The 17,973-nt window shown below is 71.2% G+C and carries 17 protein-coding genes; 10 read left to right on the top strand and 7 right to left on the bottom strand.

Annotated features, from left to right (window positions below):
- Positions 1 to 73 precede the first annotated feature (73 nt).
- The gene (locus ABEA10_RS39495; RefSeq protein ID WP_345472948.1) at positions 74 to 3,256 is read left to right on the top strand and encodes an AfsR/SARP family transcriptional regulator; all 3,183 of its coding nucleotides are present in this window, start codon (positions 74 to 76) and stop codon (positions 3,254 to 3,256) included.
- Here the strand turns inward: ABEA10_RS39495 and ABEA10_RS39490 are convergent.
- Both ABEA10_RS39490 and ABEA10_RS39485 read right to left on the bottom strand, forming a co-directional pair.
- On the bottom strand, positions 3,253 to 4,047 hold the full coding sequence (locus tag ABEA10_RS39490) for an ABC transporter permease (RefSeq protein ID WP_345472946.1): 795 nt from the start codon (positions 4,045 to 4,047) through the stop codon (positions 3,253 to 3,255). The genes ABEA10_RS39495 and ABEA10_RS39490 overlap by 4 nt on opposite strands.
- Positions 4,044 to 5,000: an ATP-binding cassette domain-containing protein gene (locus ABEA10_RS39485; protein ID WP_345472944.1), complete on the bottom strand. Its 957-nt coding sequence runs from the start codon at positions 4,998 to 5,000 to the stop codon at positions 4,044 to 4,046. The genes ABEA10_RS39490 and ABEA10_RS39485 overlap by 4 nt, the downstream gene beginning before the upstream one ends.
- A gap of 202 nt (positions 5,001 to 5,202) precedes the next feature.
- Between ABEA10_RS39485 and ABEA10_RS39480 the strand changes: the two genes are divergently transcribed.
- The 3 genes from ABEA10_RS39480 to ABEA10_RS39470 all read left to right on the top strand — a co-directional run bounded on the left by ABEA10_RS39480 (position 5,203) and on the right by ABEA10_RS39470 (position 8,652).
- Positions 5,203 to 6,294: a sensor histidine kinase gene (locus ABEA10_RS39480; RefSeq protein ID WP_345472942.1), complete on the top strand. Its 1,092-nt coding sequence runs from the start codon at positions 5,203 to 5,205 to the stop codon at positions 6,292 to 6,294.
- Between the two features lie 6 nt (positions 6,295 to 6,300).
- Positions 6,301 to 6,954, top strand: a complete 654-nt coding sequence (locus ABEA10_RS39475) for a response regulator transcription factor (protein WP_329248946.1) — start codon at positions 6,301 to 6,303, stop codon at positions 6,952 to 6,954.
- A 99-nt stretch (positions 6,955 to 7,053) separates the two neighbouring features.
- Positions 7,054 to 8,652: a carboxylesterase/lipase family protein gene (locus ABEA10_RS39470; protein WP_345472939.1), complete on the top strand. Its 1,599-nt coding sequence runs from the start codon at positions 7,054 to 7,056 to the stop codon at positions 8,650 to 8,652.
- Between the two features lie 21 nt (positions 8,653 to 8,673).
- Here the strand turns inward: ABEA10_RS39470 and ABEA10_RS39465 are convergent, their stop codons facing one another.
- Together ABEA10_RS39465 and ABEA10_RS39460 are read right to left on the bottom strand one after the other, a co-directional pair.
- Entirely contained in the window at positions 8,674 to 9,420 is a 747-nt protein-coding gene (locus ABEA10_RS39465; RefSeq protein WP_345472937.1) for an acyltransferase, read from the bottom strand.
- Positions 9,421 to 9,533: 113 nt separating this feature from the next.
- Positions 9,534 to 9,995: a hypothetical protein gene (locus tag ABEA10_RS39460; RefSeq protein WP_345472935.1), complete on the bottom strand. Its 462-nt coding sequence runs from the start codon at positions 9,993 to 9,995 to the stop codon at positions 9,534 to 9,536.
- Between the two features lie 144 nt (positions 9,996 to 10,139).
- Here ABEA10_RS39460 and ABEA10_RS39455 point away from each other — a divergent pair, with 144 nt between their 5' ends.
- Both ABEA10_RS39455 and ABEA10_RS39450 read left to right on the top strand, forming a co-directional pair.
- Complete coding sequence (locus ABEA10_RS39455; protein WP_345472933.1) at positions 10,140 to 10,658, top strand: peptidylprolyl isomerase; 519 nt, start codon at positions 10,140 to 10,142, stop codon at positions 10,656 to 10,658.
- A 32-nt stretch (positions 10,659 to 10,690) separates the two neighbouring features.
- Positions 10,691 to 11,581, top strand: a complete 891-nt coding sequence (locus ABEA10_RS39450) for a rhomboid family intramembrane serine protease (protein ID WP_345472931.1) — start codon at positions 10,691 to 10,693, stop codon at positions 11,579 to 11,581.
- A gap of 394 nt (positions 11,582 to 11,975) precedes the next feature.
- Here the strand turns inward: ABEA10_RS39450 and ABEA10_RS39445 are convergent, their stop codons facing one another.
- Positions 11,976 to 12,233 (bottom strand): cell division protein CrgA, encoded by a 258-nt coding sequence (locus ABEA10_RS39445; RefSeq protein ID WP_345472929.1) that lies wholly within the window; start codon positions 12,231 to 12,233, stop codon positions 11,976 to 11,978.
- A gap of 120 nt (positions 12,234 to 12,353) precedes the next feature.
- Here ABEA10_RS39445 and ABEA10_RS39440 point away from each other — a divergent pair, with 120 nt between their 5' ends.
- From ABEA10_RS39440 to ABEA10_RS39425, 4 genes are read left to right on the top strand one after another with little or no spacing between them, the layout of a single operon-like run.
- On the top strand, positions 12,354 to 13,112 hold the full coding sequence (locus tag ABEA10_RS39440) for a DUF881 domain-containing protein (RefSeq protein ID WP_345472927.1): 759 nt from the start codon (positions 12,354 to 12,356) through the stop codon (positions 13,110 to 13,112).
- A complete protein-coding gene (locus ABEA10_RS39435; RefSeq protein WP_345472925.1) occupies positions 13,093 to 13,737 on the top strand; it encodes a class E sortase in 645 nt (214 codons plus the stop codon). The genes ABEA10_RS39440 and ABEA10_RS39435 overlap by 20 nt, the downstream gene beginning before the upstream one ends.
- 1 nt (position 13,738) lies before the next feature.
- The gene (locus ABEA10_RS39430; RefSeq protein ID WP_329248967.1) at positions 13,739 to 13,927 is read left to right on the top strand and encodes a hypothetical protein; all 189 of its coding nucleotides are present in this window, start codon (positions 13,739 to 13,741) and stop codon (positions 13,925 to 13,927) included.
- Positions 13,927 to 14,499 carry an anthranilate synthase component II gene (locus ABEA10_RS39425; RefSeq protein ID WP_345472922.1) on the top strand — a complete coding sequence of 191 codons (573 nt, stop codon included), beginning with the start codon at positions 13,927 to 13,929 and terminating at the stop codon, positions 14,497 to 14,499. The genes ABEA10_RS39430 and ABEA10_RS39425 overlap by 1 nt, the downstream gene beginning before the upstream one ends.
- Before the next feature lie 214 nt (positions 14,500 to 14,713).
- Here the strand turns inward: ABEA10_RS39425 and pknB are convergent, their stop codons facing one another.
- Positions 14,714 to 16,504 carry a Stk1 family PASTA domain-containing Ser/Thr kinase gene (pknB, locus tag ABEA10_RS39420; protein WP_345472920.1) on the bottom strand — a complete coding sequence of 597 codons (1,791 nt, stop codon included), beginning with the start codon at positions 16,502 to 16,504 and terminating at the stop codon, positions 14,714 to 14,716.
- 22 nt (positions 16,505 to 16,526) lie between these two features.
- On the bottom strand, positions 16,527 to 17,873 hold the full coding sequence (locus ABEA10_RS39415) for a protein kinase domain-containing protein (protein WP_345472917.1): 1,347 nt from the start codon (positions 17,871 to 17,873) through the stop codon (positions 16,527 to 16,529).
- Positions 17,874 to 17,973: the final 100 nt, after the last annotated feature.

Raw genomic sequence — 17,973 nt, 5'->3', positions numbered from 1 at the left:
CGGTTCAGGCGGCATCGCGGCGGTAAGGGTGGCATGACCCGCCACGGGGCGATTGGTTGCGACAATGGGCGACGTGCGCATCGGCATCCTAGGCCCGCTGGACGTGCGGGACGAGGCCGCGCGGCCCATCGAGGTCAGTGGCCCGCGGCTGCGCGCCCTGCTGATGCGGCTGGCCGTCGACGCCGGGCGCACCGTGTCGGCCGATCGGCTGATCGACGACCTGTGGGGCGACGCGCCTCCGGCCGCCGCCGCCAACGCGCTCCAGGCACTGGTCTCGCGCCTGCGCGGCGTGATCGGCCACGACACCGTCGAGTCACGGCCGGGCGGCTACCGCCTCAGCGTCGCGCCGGACCGGGTGGACGCGGTCGTGTTCGAACGCCTGGTGGCCACCGCCCTCGCGACGGACGATCCGGCCACGCGGGCCGAGGAGCTGCGCCGCGCGCTCGGCCTGTGGCGCGGGCCCGCGCTCGCCGACGTCTCCGGGGCGGCCTTCGCCGCGGCGCCGATCGCGCGGCTGGAAGAACTGCGTGTCGAGGCCGCCGAGGAGCGGTTCGAGGCCGAAATCGCGCTCGGCCACGCCGCGCGCCTCGTGCCCGAGCTCGAGGAGCTCACCACGCTCCACCCGCTGCGTGAGCGGCTGCGCGGGCAGCTCATGCGGGCGCTGTACGCCGCGGGCCGCCAGGCCGACGCCCTTACCGTCTATGAGGACGCTCGCCATGCCCTCGCCGACGGCCTCGGCGTGGACCCCTCGCCGGAGCTGGCCGCGGTGCACCTGTCGATCCTGCGCGGCGCGCCGGCGGCGCGCCCGCCCGCGCCCCCGCCCACGCGCGAGCCGGAGCGGCGGACCAACCTGCCCGCCCGGCTCACCAGCTTCGTCGGCCGTGCCGAGGAGATCGAACGGATCGGCGAGCTGCTCACCACCCACCGGCTCGTCACGCTCACCGGCCCGGGCGGTACCGGCAAGACCCGGCTCGCGGGTGAGGTGGCGGGCCGGATGGCCGCCACCTCACCCGACGGCGTGTGGTTCGTGCCGCTGGCGCCCGTACGCGGAGCGCTCGACGTGCCGCAGGCCGTGCTCGTCGCCATCGGCATCCCCGAGACGGTCCGTCTGCTGGAGGCCCGGGAGATCACCCACCCGCTCGACCGGCTCGCCGACGCGCTGGCCACCAAGCGGCTGGTCCTGGTGCTGGACAACTGCGAGCACCTGCTCGACGCGGTCGCGACGCTGGCCGATCGGCTGCTGTCCGCCGCGCCGGGCGTACGGATCCTCGCCACCAGCCGCGAGCCGCTCGGCATCACCGGCGAGGCGCTGTGCCCGGTGCCCTCGCTGGCGCTGCCCCCCGAGGACGCCGACGCACACGACGCCCAGGCGTACGACGCGGTGCGACTGTTCATCGATCGGGCCAGCGCGGTACGCCCGGGGTTCGCGCTGGACGCGGCCACGGTCGAGCCGGTCGTCCGCATCTGCCGGGCGCTGGACGGCGCGCCGCTCGCGATCGAGCTGGCCGCCGCGCGGCTGCGCGCGCTCACGCCGGTGCAGGTCGCCGACCGGCTCGTCGACCGGTTCCGGCTGCTCAACGTCGGCAGCCGCACCGCCCTGCCCCGCCACCAGACGCTGCGCGCGGTCGTCGACTGGAGCTGGGACCTGCTCGACGACGCCGAGCGCCGGGTGCTGCGCCGCCTGTCGGTGTTCGACGGCGGTGCGACGGTGGAGAGCGCCGAGGAGGTGCTCGGCGAGGACGTCATCGACCTGATCGCCTCGCTGGTCGACAAGTCGCTGGTCATGGCCACGGGCGAGACCGACGTGCGCTACCGGCTGCTGGAGACCGTGCGCGCGTACGCGGCCGAGCGGCTGACGGAGGCCGGAGAGGACGAGCGCCTGCGCGACGCCCACGCCGCGTACTTTCTCCGCCTGGCCGAGCGGGCCGAGCCGGAGCTGCGCGGACGCGACCAGTTGCGCTGGCTCGACCGGCTGAACACCGAGCGCGACAACTGCAACAACGCGCTGCGCCACGCGATCGAGACCCGCGACGTGGAGACCGCCGTACGCCTCATCGGGGCGCTGGCGTGGTTCTGGATCCTGTGCGACTACGAGGCCGAGGCCGGCCAGTGGGCGGTCGAGGTCTGGAGCCTCGTCGACGGCGACCCGCCGCCGGGTGCCGAGGACGCGTACACCATCTGCGGCTTCACGGCGGCGCTGGTCCAGGAGATGTCCCGGGAGGGCGGCCCCGATCCGGAGAGCCTGCGCGAGCAGATGGAGAAGATCGTCGCGCTGCGGGCGGAGCCCTCCGCGCATCCGATCCTGGCCATGGTCCGTCCCCTCGTCGCGATCTTCTCCGGCGACATCGACCTCGCCCTGCGCGAACTCGACCTCATCGGTGACCATCACGATCCGTGGACGAGGGCGGCTCGCCATGTGTTCATCGCCTTCCTGACCGGGAGTGGAGGCGACATCGACCGGTCGGCCCGCGCCGCGGCCGAGGCGCAGGCGGGGTTCCGGGAGATCGGTGACCGCTGGGGGCTCGTCAGCGCACTGTCGGGCATCGCGGAGACGCGTCTCGTACGCGGCCGGCCCGAGGAGGCGATCCGCGCCTTGGAGGAGGCCTACGGCTACACCGTCTCCGGCATCAGCCCCGACCAGGCCGCGACCCTCCGGATCCAGCTCGGCCGGGCACGCGCCATCGCGGGCGACCTCGCGGGGGCGCGCGTCGACCTGGAGGCCGGCGCGCGGAACGCCGAGCGGATCGCCGAGCACGCCGACGCGGCCCGGGGATGGCTGTTGCTCGGCGAACTCGCCCGGTGGGAGAACGATCTCGAGCGGGCCCGCGAACTCATCGACCGTGCGATCGCCCTCATCGAGACCAGAGCGGCGCGGCTGGACTTCGGCACCACCGCGGCGATGGTCTTCAGCAAGCGCGGCAGCCTCGCCGAGCAGGAGGGCGACCTCGCCGCCGCGGCGCGATGGCACGACCGGGCGATGCGGGCGATCAGCGAGATCGTCCTCATGCCGATCGACCGGCTCATCGGCTCGCTCGTGCAGGGGCTGGCGGCGCTGGCCGCCTGCCGGGGCGAGCACGTGCGCGCCGCCGAACTGCTCGGCGCCGCGCACACCCTCCAGGGCGAACCCGACCCGTGGAACCTGGAGATCGAACGCGCCACGACCGCGGCCCTCGCCGCACTCGGCCGGACGGCCTTCGACGAGGCGTACGCCCGTGGCCGCGAGACCACCCGCGACCAGGCCATCGCCCTTCGTTAGACCTTGCGGCCGTACATCCATACGGCGACGGGGAAGGTCGCGATCACGATCCCGGCCGCCCACGCGAGCGTGTACCAGGCGTGGTCGCCGACCGGTCCGCCGACCATCAGCGCGCGCGTCGCGTCCGCCAGGTGGGTCACCGGGTTGACCTTCACCCACGCCTGAAGCCAGCCGGGCATCGTTCCGGTGTCGGCCAGCAGGACGCTGCTGCCGAAGGTCAGCGGCATCGCCCAGATGAACCCGAGGCCCTGCACGGTCTCCGGTGACGGCGCCACCAGTCCGACCAGCACCGAGACCCAGCAGACCGCGAAGTACAACGCGTAGGCCAGGCCGAACGCCGCGAGCACCGACAGCGGGTTCGTGTGGAAGCGGAACCCGAGCAGCGATCCGAACGCCGTCAGCACCACCATCGACACGCAGAACCGGACCGCGTCGCCGATCACCGCGCCGATGAGCGGTGCGGACCGGGCGATCGGCAGGCTGCGGAACCGGTCGAACACCCCCTTGCGGATGTCCTCGCACAGCGACGTTCCCAGGCCCATCGAGGCGAACATCCCCATCTGCGCGACCAGGCCGGGCAGCAGCTGCTGCAGGTACGCGTGGGTGCTGCCCGCGACCACACCGCCGAAGACGTACAGGAACAGCAGGAGGAACACCACCGGCATCAGCGTGACGTCGATGAGCTTCTCCGGCGAGTGCTTGAGCTGCGTGACGTTGCGCCAGGCGAGCGTCAGCCCGTTGCCCAGCGTTCGTGACGGGCCGATCCTCTTGCCGGCGGTGATCGCGGTCATTCGTCGTCTCCTTCGGGTTCGGCGTGGTGGCCGGTCAGGCTGAGGAAGACCTCGTCCAGGCTGGGCCGGCGCAATGCCAGGTCGGACGCGACGACGCCGGCCTCGTCGAGACCGCGCACCACCGCCGTCAGCGCCGCCGGGTCGTCCAGCGGCGCGGTGACCAGGCCGGTGTCCTCATCGGTCTCGGGCCGCGCGCCCGTGACCCGGGCGACGACGCCGACGATCTCCGGCATGCGCGCCCGGTCCCGCGCCCGTACGGCGAGAGTCTGGCCGCCGACCTTCTCCTTCAGCTCCTCGGAGGTGCCGTCGGCGACCACCCGGCCGTGGTCGAAGACCACGATCCGGTCGGCGAGCGCCTCGGCCTCGTCCAACTGCTGCGTGGTGAGCAGTACGGTCGCGCCGTCGCGCACCAGTTGCCGCACGGTGTCCCAGACGGCGTTGCGCGCCCGCGGGTCCAGGCCGGTGGTCGGCTCGTCCAGGTAGATCACCTGGGGGTCGTTGACGAGCCCGGCCGCGAGGTCGAGCCGGCGCCGCATGCCGCCGGAGTAGGTCTTGGCGGCCCGGCCGCCCGCCTCGGACAGGCTGAACCGGTCGAGCAGATCCTGTGCCCGCCGCCGCGACTCGCCACGGCCGTGGCCGACGAGCCGGGCGATCATGATGAGGTTCTCCACGCCGGTCAGCTCCTCATCGACCGAGGCGTACTGCCCGGTCAGGCTGATCAGCCGGCGTACCTGCGCGGCGTCCTTGACGACGTCGAAGCCGCAGACCTCGGCTCTCCCCTCATCCGGCCTGATCAGGGTGGCCAGCGTCCGTACGGCGGTGGTCTTGCCGGCGCCGTTCGGTCCCAGCACGCCGAGCACGGTCCCGCGGCGCGCGAGGATGTCGACGCCGGCCAGCGCCTGGGTCTCTCCGAAGCGTTTCTTCAGGCCTTCGGCCCGTATCACGTGTTCCATGCCGAGTCTTCCGCTAGTTCGTCTCGTGCGTGGCCCACGGTGCACCGGCCGGCTGACGCGGCGCGGACATCGCGGGCACGGGCGCTGACACGCCGCTGATACGCCTCCGCCTGGAGAGTGAGCGGTGACCGGGCCGCGCGAGGGAGGCGGAGTGCCGGAACCCGGCCGTACGCTGGACGGTCCCCGAGCCGGAAGGGCGGCCGTGAAGCCTCTGCGAGTGCCGCGCGTGGACCTCGCGGTCGGTGCCGTCGTCACCGTCGCGATGGTCGTGCCCGCGTTCGTGCCGTACGTGCAGCCGTGGTGGGTGGTGGTGCTGTCCGTCCTGGGGTCGGTGCCGGTGACCTGGCGCCGCACGCTCCTCATCCCCGTGGGCCTGGTGACGGGCGGCGCGGTCACCGTGCTCGCGCTCGCGCACCAGAGCCTCGTCCACCAGCTGCCGTGGCTGATGCCGTACGGGCCGCTGGTGTGGACCTACACGTTCGCCGAACTGGCCAAGCCGGTCTGGCGTGCGGCCGGCAGCGTGGTGCTGGTGGCGGGGGTGATCTTCTCCCTGGCCCTGCCGCACGAGAGCTTCGACACCTTCGGCTACGTCATCACCTCCTACGTCGCCGCGTACGCCCTGGGCGTGGGCGCCCGGGCCCACCGCGCGCAGCGCGAGGCCATGGACGAACGCGCGCGGAGGCTGGAAGAGGAGCGCGCCGTCGCCGTCGCCGAAGAACGCACGCGGATCGCCCGCGACATGCACGACATCGTCACCCACTCCGTCGGACTCATGGTCGTGCAGGCCGAGGCGGGCCCGCTGGTCGTGCGCTCCGACCCGGCACGCGCCGAAGCGACCTTCGAGGCGATCGCCGACACCGGGCGGGAGGCGATCGGCCAGCTCCGCCAGATCCTCGGCGCGCTGCGGGGCACGGCCGAGCGCGAGCCGCAGCCGGGCCTCGGCGCGGCGCCCGGACTGCTCGACCGCGCCCGCCGGGCCGGGATCGAGGTCCACCTCCAAGAGCGCGGGACGCGGCGGCCGATCCCGGCGGCCGTCGACGTCGCGGCGTACCGGATCATCCAGGAGTGCCTGACCAACACGCTGCGCCACGCGGCCGCCCGCTCGGTGCGGCTGTGCCTCGCCTGGTCGGACCGGGCCCTGACGATCGAGGTCGCCGACGACGGCGGGGGCGCGCCCGACGTACGCGAGGGCCACGGCATCGTCGGCATGCGCGAACGCGCGGGCGCCTGCGGAGGCACACTCGTCATCGACCCGCGCGGTTTCACCGTCACCGCCACCCTGCCGATCGGATAACCGGACATGCGAGTGCTCGTCGCCGACGACCAGGACCTGTTCCGCGGCGGTTTCGCCATGATCTTGAACGCCCACGAGGACATCTCGGTGGTCGGTGAGGCCGCCGACGGCGCCGAGGCGATCGCCAAGGCGGTCGAGCTGGCGCCCGACCTCGTGCTCATGGACATCCGGATGCCGAACGTCGACGGGGTCGCGGCCACGGCCGAGATCTGCCGGCGCACGTCGGCGAAGGTGCTGGTCCTGACCATGTACGACGTGGACGACCACGTCTATGACGCCCTGCGGGCCGGTGCCAGCGGCTTCCTGCTCAAGGACGTCCGGCGCGACGACCTCGTCCGCGCGGTGCGGCTCGTCGCCGCGGGCGAGTCGCTGCTCGCGCCGTCGGTCACCCGGCGGCTGATCGAGGACGTCGTCCGCCGCGGCAGCCCGCGTCCCGCTCTCCGGAGACGCCTCGCCGAGCTGACCGACCGCGAGCTCGACACCCTGCGGGGGCTCGCCCGCGGCCGGTCCAACAGCGAGATCGCCGCCGAGCTCGTCGTCAGCGAGCACACCGTGAAGACGCACGTGAGCAACGTGCTGACCAAGCTGCACCTGCGCGACCGGGCGCAGGCCGTGGTGTTCGCCTACGAGTCCGGCCTGGTCGTAGCGGGCACGGACTGACCTCACCCGTACGGGTGGCCCCGCGTTCACCCGTACCGGCGATCCGCCGGAGCGGTCGTCTCGCGTTGGCTCGGTGCGGTCGACACGAGAGGAGACCTCATGTTCCGCCGTATCCGGATCGCCGGGTTCGCGGCCGCGCTCGTCGCGGCGGCGGCCTGCGGCGCGCCGTCCGCCTCGGCGCACCCGCGCCCGGGCTGCACGACCAGGACCTCGCTCGGCCTCGTCGCCGGCACCGCGCGGGCCGGGATCTGCGCCTTCCGCGGCATCCCGTACGCCGCGCCGCCGGTCGGCGACCGCAGGTTCCGCCCGCCCCAGCCCGTACGACCCTGGCACGGGACGCTGACGGCCGACGACGACACGCGCGTGTGCCCGCAGGAGCGCGACGAGATGTCGGAGGACTATCCCGACCGGCGGCAGATCTACGCCGACGAGGACTGCCTCTACCTCAACGTCTGGACGCCGCGCCCCGACCGCGCCAAGCGCCCCGTGATCGTGTTCATCCACGGCGGTGCCGCGCGCTTCGGCACCGCCAACGAACCCCGCTACGACGGGACGAGACTCGCCACTAGCGGAGACGCCGTGGTGGTCTCCCTGAACTACCGCCTCGGCGTGTTCGGCTGGACCGAGCTCGGCGGCGTGGACCCGTCCTACCGGGGGTCGGGGAACAACGGGCTGCGCGACCAGATCGCGGCGCTGACCTGGGTGCGGCAGCACGTCGCCGACTTCGGCGGCGACCCGTCCCAGGTCACGGCCGTCGGCGAGTCGGAGGGGGCGTTCTCGCTCAGCGCGATGCTCGCCACCGACCACCCCGAACGGCTGTTCCGCCGCGTCATCCTGGAGAGCGGCAACGGGTCGCTGGTGCACTCCGCGGCGATGGAGCGCAAGCTGGCCGCGTCGTTCCCGGTCAGGAGCATCGCCCGGCTCAAGGCGATGTCCACCACGGAGCTGATCGATCTGGGGAACAAGGCGGCCGCGTCCCTGCCCGGCTCCGCCGGCGGCGCGCTGTACTTCGGTCCGTACGTCGACGGCACGCTCGTCCGCGGCTCGGTGACCAGGCGCGTGGCGGCCGGCAACGCGCGCGGCGTCGACCTGCTCATCGGCACGAACAAGGACGAGATGAATTTCTTCGGTCAGTACGATCCGCGGGGGCTGGACCGGCTCGCCGCCGAGTACGACGGCTTCTTCCCGCCCGAGCTCGCCGCCCGCCGCCCGCGGATGACCGCGGTCTACCGCAAGAGACGTACGGCGCGGGACGCGGCACTGGCGATGTTCACCGACCAGGGCCTCCGGGTGCCGGCGACCCGGCTCGCGGAGGCGCAGAGCCGGTGGCGGCCGACCTACGCGTACGAGTTCGACTGGCGTCCCCCGAAGGGCGTGGGCGCGGTGCACACGATCGAGCTGCCGTTCGTGTTCGGCACGCTCCGCTTCACCGGGATCGAGGGCGGCGCCGAGGCGCTGAAGACGGACCGGGCCCGGCTGACCCGCCTGTCGGACCAGATGGTCGACGCCTGGACGTCCTTCGCCCGCACCGGCGACCCGAACGGCCGCCGTACCGTCGCACGGCCCTCGTGGCCCGCCTACCAGGTGCCCCGGCGCACCACGATGATGTGGAACCTCCGGCCGGGGACCGCCAAGGACCCGCGCGGCGCCGAACGCGCCCTGTGGGACGGCTACCCGTTCGACGCCTTCGACCTGTGAGTGACATCGGCGGGTCCCCGCTCAGCTCGCGCGTTCGCCGGACTCGGGGACCTGCGCCGGCTCCCGGTCGCCGGTCAGCTCGGCGATCTGGGCGAGAGTCTCCTCGTCCAGGGGCACCTCCGGCTGCGGGGGGAGCCAGCCGGCCTCCGGATCGTAGCTGCGGACGACCTTCGCCGGCACACCGGCGATCACGCTGTGGTCGGGGAACTCGCCGCGGACGACGGCGCCTCCGGCCACCACGACGTTCCGGCCCAGGCGGGTGCCCGGCAGGATGATCGCGCCGGTGCCGAGCCAGCAGCCGGAGCCGATGACGACGGCGTCGTTGACCGGCCACTGCCGTCCGATGGGGGTGTCGGGGTCGGTGTAGCCGTGGTTCTGGTCGGTGATGTAGACGTACGGGCCGGTGAAGACGTCGTCGCCGATCTCGATCGACTTGTGCCCGACGATGTGACTGCCCCGGCCGATGGAGCAGGCCTTCCCGATCGTCACGATCGGGTCCGGCCCGAGGTCGAGGCCGGGCACGAACCCCGCCGAGAGCGTGACGTGCACGCCGATGAGGGTGTGGTCGCCGATGCGGATCCACGGCTCGCCGTAGATCGCGCCGGTGGGGAAGCCGATGCACGCGCCTTCGCCGAGATAGCCGAACCGCCGGCCGGCCGGCGTGCTCGGTGAGATCTCGGCGTGGGCGCGCAGCCACTCCCAGACCCGGTGCAACACCACCGCGATGACCCTGCGGCTCGCGGCACTGAGCGAGGATCTAAGCGACATGGGACAGACGGTACAGGGAACCCGAATGTCATTCGCCCATGGTTGACCGGTTCCGGAACGCCGAGGGGCCCGGCCAGTGCGCCTGGCCGGGCCCTCGACGGTGAGGCCCGCGATCAGCTGTTGCTGTGCGCACGGTCGGAGTCGGAGTTGTCCGACGCCGACGAGAGGTGCTCGGGGGAGGTCGCCTCCTCGGCCGGTCGCGACGTCGCGCGGCGTGTCGCGATCGCGCCGGCGGCGCCCACGGCACCCCCGACGACGAGGAGCGCCGCGGCGATGCCACGGCGACGCTTCGGAGTACCCGGCTCGACCCGGTCGGCCGTACGGTGAAGGAGCGCGCCGACACGCGGCCCGACCTCCTCCTCGATGTAGTGCCCGGCCTGGTCGATGCGTGGCGCACTCCAATGACGCGCGTTCTTCATCTGCTTTGCGGCCATCTTCTGCGCCTGACGAGTGGTGGGGCCCACCCGCTGCGCCGCCTGACGGGCACCCTCGGCAACCCTCTCCTGAACGTCCTGCAGACGCGCGCTGTCGATGTTCACCTGCGGCATCTTCCGACTCTTGTTTCGTAGGGACATGCTGCCCTCCGTCATGTGCGGTCTCGTCGGACTCTGTTCCCACGACAAGCGATGTCAATCGCCGATCTGACAGGATGCGTTCACGCGGGGGTACAGGCACCTGTGTCCCTGTGAACATCGGATTCGATACGAGAAGGAGTCTTCGTGGCTGAGGACCTCACCGCGACGCTGCGCACGACGATGGGCACCATCGTCGTGCGTCTCTTCCCCGACCGCGCGCCCAAGACGGTGCAGAACTTCGTGGGTCTGGCCGAGGGCACGATCGAGTGGACCGACCCGCGCACGGGCCGGCGCACGAGTGACCCGCTGTACAACGGCACGATCTTCCACCGGGTGATCGACAAGTTCATGCTCCAGGGCGGCGACCCGCTGGGCAACGGCCGGGGCGGCCCGGGCTATGAGTTCGAAGACGAGGTCCACGCGGACCTGCGCTTCGACCGCCCGCACCTGCTCGCGATGGCCAACGCGGGGCCGGGCACCAACGGCTCGCAGTTCTTCATCACCGTCGTGCCGACGCCGCACCTGAACGGCCGGCACACGATCTTCGGTGAGGTGATCGAGGGCGCCGACGTCGTCGACGCGATCGCCAAGACCGAGACCGACCGCAGCGATCGGCCCGTCAAGGACGTCGTTGTGGAATCGGTGACCATCGACCGTCGTTAGACAGGTACCGATAGACGCAGAGGAAGACCACGATGAGCAGCGACACGCCGCACGCTCCTCAGGCTCCGCAGGTTCCGACGTGCTACCGGCACCCGGGCCGGGAGACGTACGTCAGCTGCACGCGCTGCGAACGTCCGATATGCCCGGACTGCATGCGCGACGCCGCAGTAGGCCACCAGTGCCCGGAATGCGTGCGTGACGGCAACCGTACGGTGCGCCAGGCGCGTACGGTCTTCGGCGGGCGTGTCGCCACCCGGCCGACCGTGACCCTGACGCTGATCGCGATCAACATCATCGCCTACGTCGGTGAGCTGACCTCACCGAGCTTCGTCGGCCGGTTCGAGATGCTGGGCGTGTGGAAGCAGTTCGGCCAGGTCGTTCCGGGCTACGGCGTCGCCGAGGGCGAGTGGTACCGCCTGATCACCGCGGCGTTCTTGCACGTCCCGCTCAGCCAGGGCACTTTCGGCATCACCCACATCCTGTTCAACATGTGGGCGCTGTGGGTGCTGGGGCCGCAGCTGGAGCAGGTGCTCGGCCGGCTGCGCTTCTCAGTGCTCTACCTGCTGTCGGCGCTGGGCGGCAACGTCCTGCTCTTCCTGGTCGACCCGAGTCAGCCCGCGCTGGGCGCCTCGGGCGCCATCTTCGGCCTGTTCGCGGCGTTCTTCGTGGTCGGACGCCGCCTGGGAGTGGACACCAGGGGCATCGTCTTCCTCATCGTGATCAACCTGATGCTGACGTTCACCGTCTCGGACATCTCCTGGGAAGGGCACGTCGGCGGGCTGATCACCGGTGCGGTGCTGGCCGCGGCGTTCGCGTACGCACCCCGGGGGCGGCAGCAGGCCGTCCAGGTGGCGGTGTCCGCGATCGTCGCGGCGGTCCTGGTCGTCCTGACCGTCGTTCAGACCACCGCGTTGACCGCCTGACGCACGAACGACGAAGGCCCCGCCGGTTCGGTCGGGGCCTTCTCAGTTCTCAGGCTCAGGGAAGGTGGGGAGCGAAGGCAGGCCTCATCCACAGGGTCATCCACAGCATGTGGAAAACCCTTGTTGGGTGGCAGCGGTGCTGCTGGGGAACTTCTGGCTTTCGCTCTGGCGGGGGTACACGGTCCGCGGGCGCCTCGTTGCGCCGTGCGCCGTCGCCGAATATGGGGATCAGCGCGCGTCTGTTGTCGAGCATAGCGATGCTTTGTCCTGGCCGCAGGGAGATCGGCGAGATATCCCGCACGATCCGATGCGCCCCCCAGGGGCAGCGGCCCGCACGCCGGCCGCTACCCCGCTCCGTCTCAGCGGACCTGTGGATAACGCTGTGGAGAACCTCTCAACGCCAGCGCGTTGAGAGGATCACGCCGATGACGATCACCCCGAAGCCGATCAGCAGGTTCCAGTTGCTGAGCGAGGTGATGACCGGAACAGTCGCGTTGACGCTCGCCGTGATGTAGTAGACGGCGATCCAGGCCAGGCCCAGCAGCCAGCAGCCCACCATGGTCGGCACCAGCCACCGCGGGCTGACGGCGACCTTCTGGGAGCGCTGCGGCGGAGTGTAGACGGCCTTCTTGCGTACCTTCGACTTGGGCACGGTGGGTCTCTCCTCGGGGCGGGCATGGCCTGATGCCGACCCGCGCATGGGTCAGTTTGTCGGTTAGCGTAGTCGCTGGTGAGCAGCGTACGACCATAACAGTGGCAGTGGGGGATGCCGATGGGAGTAAAACCCCGGTCTAGGGCCCTGACCTGGCGTCATGCCATTCCGGCCCTCACGCTTTTCGCCGGCACTCTCTTCGCCGCCAGCGCCAGCACGGCCCACGGCACCGATCTTCGCGGCGGCGACCGTACGCGCGTCACCGAGCTGATCGCCCAGGAGCAACGCGGCTACCAGCGGGCCCAGGGCACCTATCGGAGCCTCCACCGGCAGGTCGACCGGCTCGGCCGGGAGGCCGGGCGGCGCGACGCCGGTGTGCGCACCGCGCAGCAGGAGGCCGACCGGCTCGCCGCGCTGTCGGGGTTCACTCCCGTGAGCGGACGGGCCGTCCGCGTATCGCTGAACGACGCTCCGCACGACCGCCGGGTGCCCGGCGACCCGAGCCCCGACGATCTCGTCGTCCACCAGCAGGACGTACAGGCCGTGGTCAACGCGCTGTGGGCCGGCGGCGCCACGGCCATGCAAATAATGGACCAACGGCTGATCTCCACCAGCGCGGTCCGCTGCGTAGGCAATACGCTCATCCTGCAGGGAGTCGTCTACTCGCCGCCCTTCCGCATCACCGCCACCGGCGTCCCCGAGCGGTTGCGCGCGGCACTCGACGCCTCGCCGGAGATACAGATCTACCGACAGTACGTCGACGAATACGGACTCGGGTACACGGTGAAGACCCTCCAGAAGACGACGTTGCCCGCCTACAGCGGCAACGCGACGCCGAAATACGCCACGGAGACCGACGGTGCGGATACTCATCCGTAGCATCGGCGAGCTGTGCATCACGGCCGGCCTCGTGGTGCTGCTCTTCGTCGCGTACGAGCTGTGGGGTACCGGCGCCTACACCCAGGCGGAGCAGAACAAGCTGGGCGACGAGCTCACCCGCTCGTGGAACGCCGGGGCCGGCGCCGGCAAGGTCACCACCGAGCGCGTACGCCTCGGGCACGGCCTCGCGCTCATCCGCATCCCGCGCCTCGGCAAGAGCTTCCACTACGTCATCGTCGAGGGCGTCTCGGTCGCCGACCTGCGCAAGGGGCCCGGCCACTACCCCGGCACCGCGATGCCGGGCCAGGTCGGCAACTTCGTGGTCTCCGGCCACCGCACGACCTACCTCGCGCCCTTCAACAAGCTCGGTGAGCTGCGCGCCGGTGACAAGATCCTCATCGACACCCGCGCCAGCCAGTACGTCTACGAGGTCACCTCGACCAAGGTCGTGCGGCCCAGCGACATCTCCGTGGCCGCGCCGGTGCCCGAGCACCCGAAGGCCAACCCGACCAAGCGGCTCATCACGCTGACCACCTGCAACCCGAAGTACTCCGCGGCCCAGCGGCTCATCATCTTCGGCCGGCTCGTCTCGTCGAAGCCGCGGGTGAAGGAGGCGAGCTCCTGAGATGTACGCCTGGATCTGGCGGCACCTGCCCGGCGACCGGCTCCAGCGCACCGGCCTCGTCCTGGCCGCGCTGGTCGTCGTCGGCGTACTGCTGTGGTACTTCGTCTTTCCCTGGGTCGAGCCGAAACTCCAGTTCGACCACGGCACGGTCGGGGGTGGCGCCTCGGCTCCGGCGAGCCCGGGTCCGTGATGTCCGCCGCGCGCCGGGTGCTCGTCGTGGACAACCAGGACAGCTTCGTCCACACGATCGTGTCCTACCTGCGCGAGCTGGGCGCCGACTGCGTCGTACGCGACCGGTCAGAGGTGGCGCCCGGCGACGTCGAGGCCTTCGACGGCGTGCTGCTCAGCCCCGGCCCCGGACGCCCGGAGGACACCGGGGTCTGCCTGGACATCGCCGCGGAGGCCCGGCGGCCCGTACTCGGCGTCTGCCTCGGCCACCAGGTGATCGCCACGGTCAACGGCGGTACGGTACGGCGCGCGCCGGAGCTCGTGCACGGCTACACCAGCGACGTCCACCACGACGGGGCCGGGGTGTTCCGTGGGCTGCCGGATCCGCTGACCGTCACGCGCTACCACTCGCTGGCGCTGGACCCCGCGACCGTGCCGGAAGACCTCGTCGTCAGCGCCCGTACGCTCGACGGCGTGATCATGGGGATCCGCCACCGGAGCGCACCGGTGGAGGGGGTCCAGTTCCACCCCGAGTCGGTGCTCAGCGCGGCCGGCCACGATCTTTTTGCGAATTGGATCGTGCACGCTCTGTGAGACCCGCAGGTCGCAGGTGCGTGATGAAAAGACCGGTAAAAGAATGCTCCCGGCGGGTGTAACACCAAGGATGGTAAGCCTGATTCCACCAATGAGGGCTTCCGCCGTTGCCCCCGAGCGGCGGAGGCCCTCCCTTTATGCCCGGGCACGCATGTCGTCCCCGACGTGACAGGACCCCCGCACGCGATGCGTGCGGGGGTCCTGTCGTTCGGCCCTAGTTGTCGCCGCCGCCCCACGGCGGAGTCGGCATCCCGGACCCCGGCGGACTCGGCTCGTCCTGCTGCGCCCGGCTGACGGTCAGCGTGACCGTGCTGCCGCGGTTGGCCGTCTCCCCCTCGCTCGGCGTCTGCTGCATGACCCGGCCGTCGGCCTGGCCCGCCGGAACGTCGACGTAGTGGATGGAGTAGCGGAAGCCGTGGCTGCGCAGATCGGACTTCGCCTCGTCGACCGACTTGCCGACCTCGTTGGGCACCAGCGTCTTGCCCGGGCCGCTGGAGATGTACAGCGTCACCTCGGTGCCCTTCTCCACCTTGGAACCGGATTCCGGGTCCGACTTCACGACGCTGCCCTTGGGCACCGTGGTGGAGGAGATCGTCTGGGTCGCCCCCTCCTTGAGGCCGACGCCCTCCAGCGCGGACTTGGCGTCGTCCTCGCTCATGTTCTTGACCGGGGGAACCGTGACCTTCGGCTTGCCCAGCGAGACGGTGAGGGTGACCTGTGTGGTCGCCAGCTTCGCCTTGTCGATCTTCGTCTGCGGGGCGGGGTCGACGTCGAGCACCTGGTTCTTCTCGGCGTTGTCGTCGGTCTTGTGCTTGATGTGGATGTTGCTCGACGTGAAGCCCAGCCCGACCAGCTCCTGCTTGGCGCTCGTCTGGTCACTGCCGACGATGTCGCTCGGCATGGCGATCTGGTTGCTGTTGCCCGACTCGGTGCCACCGCCACTGAAGATCATGTAGAGCGCGACGATCGCTCCGACCGCGAGCACGCCCACGAGCGCCCACACCGCGACCTTCTTGCCCCTGCCCTCCTCGGGCTCCGGCTCGGCGTAGCGCGCCGGGGGCAGGTCGTACCCCATCGTCGACGAGGGGCCCATCGCCTGCGTGCGCGGGCCGCCCTGCATGACCTGCGTGCCGGCGTTCATCGCCATCGTCGGCGCGGCGACGGGCATGCCCTGCGACGCGCGCTGGATGTCGCCCCGCATCTCCGCCGCGCTCTGGTAGCGGTAGTTCGCGTCCTTCGTGAGCGCCTTCATGACGATCGCGTTGGCGTACTGCGGGATCGACGGGTCGAGCTGCGACGGCGGGATCGGTTCTTCCCGTACGTGCTGGTAGGCGATGGCCACCGGGGAGTCGCCCTGGAACGGCGGACGGCCGGTCATCAGCTCGTACAGCACACAGCCCGTGGAGTAGATGTCGCTGCGGGCGTCGACCCGCTCACCGCGGGCCTGCTCCGGCGAGAGATATTGGGCGGTGCCGATGACCTGCGCGGTGGCGGTCATCGTGGCCGCGGAGTCGGCGAGCGCGCGCGCGATGCCGAAGTCCATGACCTTGACCTCGCCGCTGGTGGTCAGCATGACGTTCGCGGGCTTGATGTCGCGGTGCACGATGCCGCCGCGGTGGGAGTAGTCGAGGGCGCGCAGGATGCCGTCGGCCATCTGCAGGGCGCGGTCCGGCGCGATCCGGTGCTCCTCCTGGAGGACGTCGCGGAGAGTGCGGCCCTCGACGTACTCCATGACGATGTACGGCACCGGGTTACCGTCGATCGTGTCTTCGCCGGTGTCGTACACGGCGATGACGGACGGGTGGTTCAGCGACGCCGCCGACTGGGCCTCCCGGCGGAACCGGGCCTGGAACGTCGGGTCGCGGGCAAGGTCAGACCGAAGTGTCTTGATCGCCACCACGCGGTCGAGGCGAAGGTCGCGAGCTCGGTAGACCTCGGCCATACCGCCACGCCCGATGACACCATCGAGTTCGTAGCGGCCACCGAGTAGCCGAGGCTGAGTCATATCTGGCACTTTCCCTAGTCGTCTACGCCCTGCCCTCAGAACCTAGCGCGCCGTCGGCACTGCTCGACGGAGTCGGGTCCGGAGAACTCGGCGACGATGGTGTCACCGGTGGTGTGGGCGTCCGCTTTGAGGGCTTAGGTGTCGGAGTCGGGTTGGTGGACGGCGCCGATGTCGAGGAACTCGGCGATGGGAAGGGATACGAGTCCGTGGGGACGGGCTCGGACGGCTCAGGCCGCTGAGACGGGACGCCGGTGTCCGGCTCACTGCTGAACTGCCCGGTCGGCGCGGGGCTGTCCGCGGGTGCGACCCGGTTGCCGTCCACGAGTTTAGTGTGGCCGGAACTCTTCCACAGGGCGCTCGCCGCGAACACCCCCGTGGCCACGAGGATCACCGCGCACGCGATCGCCGCGACGAGCAGGTTGGTGCGGCGGCGCCTGGAGGCCTCGCCCGGCACGGCCCGCGTCTCGGCGAGGGACGCGGTCTCCTGCATGGGGACGTGCACGTCGTCGGCTGCTACGAATTCGGTGTCGGCTCCCGCGTCCGCGCCGAGGGCGCCGCCGCCCGACAGCCGCAGCCGGTGCGCCTGCTCGGCCACCTCGTGCGCGCCGGCCGGACGGTCGTCGGGCTCCTTGGCCAACATCGCGCTGACCAGGCCGCGTACGGCCGGGGGCACGTCGGCGGGCAGCGGCGGCGGGTCCTCACGGACGTGCATGAGGGCCAGCGCGATCGGGGTGTCGGCGGCGAACGGCGGCATGCCCGCGAGGCACTCGTACGCCACGACGCCCAGGGAGTACAGGTCGGACGCCGGGGTGATCCGGCGGCCCGTCGCCTGCTCGGGCGAGACGTACTGCGCGGTCCCCATCACCTGGCCGGTCTGGGTCATCGTGGCCGAGCCGCCGCCCCGGGCGATGCCGAAGTCGGTGATCTTCACGACGCCGTCGCCGGTGACCATGAGGTTCGCCGGCTTGATGTCGCGGTGGATGATGCCGGTGCTGTGGGCGATGTGCAGGGCGCGCGCGGCCTGACCGATGATGTCGAGCGTGGTGTCCGGGCTGAGACGGCCCTCGACGGACAGGATCCGCGACAGCGTCTCGCCGTTGACCAGCTCCATCACCAGATAGGCCAGCTCGTCTTGCTCGCCGTAGTCGTACACCTGCGCGATGCCGCTGTGCTGAAGCGACGCGGCGAACCGCGCCTCGGCGCGGAACCGGTCGCGGAAGCTCTCGTCGGAGAAGTACATCTCCTTGAGGAGCTTGACCGCGACCGGGCGGCCGAGCAGCTCGTCGGTGGCCTTCCAGACCTCACCCATGCCGCCGGAGGCGAGGCGCTCATCGAGGCGGTAGCGATGATTGAGGACGAGGGGGGTCATGATCCCTCCCCCACCCGGCAGAGCGACCGCTGCGGCGCGTCTTCGATTCCCTCGCCGCGCTCGGTCGTGAGCCCTCCTGCGTCGGAGGGAGTGACCACAG

Origin of the sequence: Actinoallomurus oryzae (assembly GCF_039541955.1) — a bacterium.
Lineage (GTDB): Bacteria > Actinomycetota > Actinomycetes > Streptosporangiales > Streptosporangiaceae > Actinoallomurus > Actinoallomurus oryzae.
Note: the sequence above shows the minus strand (reverse complement) of the source record. Positions and strands in the feature narration are given on the sequence as shown.